The following is a 3,252-nucleotide window of genomic DNA, read 5'->3' as shown; positions in this document are numbered from 1 at the left end:
CCCGTGACCAGTACATCTACTACCAGGGCGGACAGTCTATCCCGGAGAACGCTGCGGTGTCGGTACTGAATCGCGACCACAGTATCACTGCTGTGGTGTCGATTCCCGAAGGTGGCGCTGAAGGCGTGCTCCTCGCTCACGGCACTCTGTCCGGTGGATACGCGCTGTTCGTGAAGGACAACCGACTCCACTACGTCCACAACTACGTGGGTGTTGAGGAGTACAAAGTCTCCGCAGACGAGCCAATTCCAGAAGGTGAGATAGAACTCCGAATGGAGTTCGAGGCGACCGGCGAACCCGACATTCCGAACGGAAAGGGTGTGCCGACGACCGTTCGACTCTACTATGGCGACCGCGAAGTCGGGGCGGGTGAGCTCCCGGTCACGATTCCCATCATGATCGGTCTCGTCGCAGGGCTCTCCTGTGGACAGGATCTCATCGAACCAGTTTCGGCGGAGTACGAGATGCCGTTCGCCTTTACGAGCGATATCTCACGGGTCGTCGTCGACGTCAGTGGTGAACCGTTCATCCACCACGAAGCCGAGGTGGACCGCATCCTGGCACGGGAATAACCCTCCTGGCTACGGTGTCTCTCGTTCGGTGACGCTCATCCAAAGACGGCCTGCGTCTGGGGTGAGCAACACAGCCCACCGTCTCCCACGACGCGTTCCCACACGACCTGCTGGTGGTCTCCTATGCAACAACTAGTACAACACTCGGCGATGGCCGCGTTTCTGAGCGTGCAGTATCGAGGTGAAGCGGTGTGATACCTGCTGTGTCCACTGGGACGGTCGATACGTTAACACAGGTTCTCGGCACCCTTCAGGGAATCTTTGTCGTGGTATTCTTGGTCGGGACGATGGCTGTCGTCGGCTTTCAACTCACACGCGGAGACGTCTCCGAGACCGTTCGTTCGTACAATCTCCTCGCCAGGTGGCTCCTTGCGAACATGGTTGCAGTCCCACTGTTTGCCGTCGTGATGTGGCTCGTGTTCGACCTCTCAGACCCGCTCTTGACTGGACTTGTTTTGATATCGTTTGCACCAGGTGCACCGTTTATTCCCCGCCTCGTACTGTTGGCAGGCGAGGATTCCAAGCAGGCATTGAAAATAACGGCGTCTCTGACTGTTGTCGCGGCAGTTATCGTCCCAGTGTTTGCCACCGGGATGCTCGTGCTCATCGAACTCCGTGAAGGCGTTTCGTTATTCCGTTTTCTCGTTCCGCTCGTGCTCGTGCTCGTCGCTCCGATAGCAGTCGGTGCACTTGTGCGTGACTGGAGGCCGGACCTCGCGGCTCGCGCGACCAAACCACTCGCCCGTCTCTCGAGTCTCTCACTTTTCGCTGCACTCGCCGTCATCGTTATACTGAATCCGGGTGGCATTATCCGAACCCTGATATCACTCGTCGGCACGGGGACGCTGTTCGTACTTCTGTTGTTCACCTTCGGGTCTATCGCTATTGGATGGTTCGTCGGTGGACCGACAGCAGAGGGTCGCCGGATTCTCGGACTCGCATGCGCTGCTCGAAACATCGGAATCGCACTGTTCATAGTGACTGGGGCATTCCCTGATTCGAACGCAGACTCGGTTATCGTCGCGTACACCGTCCTCATGTTCGTCGTCACGGGGGGCGTTGCATATTACTGGGGCCGCACTAGACGTGCGATTCTTTCGATGGCGTAGAAGAAACTATGAATCCAGAAAAAATCGACGAAGGTAGTGTGACCGATGCTGATGTGGCCGGCCTTGAGCCTGTTGTCAAGGAAACAGAAAAATGGTTCGTCAGTCACGGCCAACCCCATCTCATTGAGGATTACAACGCCACGGAGCACGTTCTCACCCGTGCGATTCCATTTCTCGTCGTCCTCTTGGTCGTACAACTGTTCCGGGCGGTGCGAGTCGGGTGGCCTGACCAGCCACTCTGGCTCGTTGGGGTCGTCGTGCTCGCAATCACAGTCGCCACACGAATCGGTCTTAACCTGATTGCAGGACGTGAGCTCTGGCGTCAAGCGGATTCAGTCGGAATTGTCGAAGCATCCGCATTCGCTGTCATTCCAGCTATCGCGTGGCTCGTTGCCACAGGAGACAGTTTCGAGTTCTTTCGTGTCCTCGTCACGAACTATGTGATACTCGTCGTGATATACGTCATCACGAGTTTCGGCGTGGTACGTGGGTCCGCAAGAGGATTACAAAAAGCGCTCAGTGGGATTGGTTCGGCCGCTAATCTGGCAATCCGTGCGCTCCCGCTTCTCCTCGTCGTGTTCGCCCTCTTCTTTATCAACAGCGAACTCTGGCAGGTTAGCCACTCCGCTGAACCAGTGCCGTTCTGGACTGCGATTCTGCTCATCCTGACGGTTGCTGCGCTCGCTGTCATCCTGCTCTTGAGACGGGAGCTCGAGGGAATCAACTACCTCAAAGACCCAGACAAAATCGTGGCGTTCTGTAAAGACACCCCCGTCGGTGACATCGCACCTGCACTTGCCGTTGAGGCCGCTAACCCACCTCCCCTTAAACGTCGACAGCGGACCGAGGTCGCGCTCTTATTCCTGTACAGCACTGGCCAGCAGGTCGCTATCGTCAGTCTGTTTATTGTCGTCTTCTTCTCGCTCTTTGGTCTCTTTGCGGTTCCGATATCGGTCCTCGAAATGTGGATTGGAGAGAGCGTACTGACACCAGTCTTTTCTTTTGATTGGTTCGGATCTCGCGTCTTCCTCACTTGGGAACTGATTCGGGTTTCGGCGCTCCTCGGCGCTCTGTCGGCCCTGTACTTCGCCGTCAATATCGTCATCGACCAGACGTACCGCGACCAGTTCTTCACAGAGATCGCAACCGGTGTCGAGCGGACGCTCGCCGTCCGTGCGGTCTACTTGATGCTCCTCGACCGAATCGACGCGTCTGAATCAACTGTGTCACAGTCTGTTGGCGACCACGTGACGATGTCGCCGGAAATAGAATCAGAGTCGAAGTCTCGAACCGACGATGTGTGACACCGTCGTTCAGGAGGCTCTCACCCTCGACGAGGATGTTGAGTCGCTCTGGAACTCCGAGGTCTTCGAAGACGGAGCGAGTTCGGCAAACGTGTCGTTCGAACTGAGGTACTCTTGGTAATCGCGTTCCCGTAGACGAACTCAGTAGACAATCCGAGTTGGACAGAGGCGTAGACGGTATTTACAGTGACTCATACCTTCTTATTTTTGAGAACAGTCCGGCTCTGTGAAAAACCATTATGGCTGTATCGAACGAACTGAGGTCTA

The 3,252-nt window shown here is 56.2% G+C and carries 2 protein-coding genes and 1 pseudogene; all 3 read left to right on the top strand.

The genetic code is table 11. The features are described 5' to 3' along the window. Positions 1–572 (top strand): annotated as a pseudogene (locus AUR66_RS22290) (arylsulfatase); the annotation flags it as partial. Between the two features lie 203 nt (positions 573–775). Continuing rightward, positions 776–1,681, top strand: a complete 906-nt coding sequence (locus AUR66_RS17455) for a bile acid:sodium symporter family protein (RefSeq protein WP_157533209.1) — start codon at positions 776–778, stop codon at positions 1,679–1,681. A 38-nt stretch (positions 1,682–1,719) separates the two neighbouring features. Beyond that, positions 1,720–2,985, top strand: coding sequence for a hypothetical protein (locus tag AUR66_RS17450; RefSeq protein ID WP_157533208.1), 1,266 nt, complete (start codon positions 1,720–1,722; stop codon positions 2,983–2,985). The last annotated feature ends 267 nt before the right edge of the window (positions 2,986–3,252 follow it).

Origin of the sequence: Haloferax profundi (assembly GCF_001469865.1) — an archaeon.
GTDB lineage: Archaea > Halobacteriota > Halobacteria > Halobacteriales > Haloferacaceae > Haloferax > Haloferax profundi.
The sequence above is the reverse complement of the archived record's forward strand: the minus strand, read 5'-3'. Positions and strand labels throughout refer to the sequence as shown.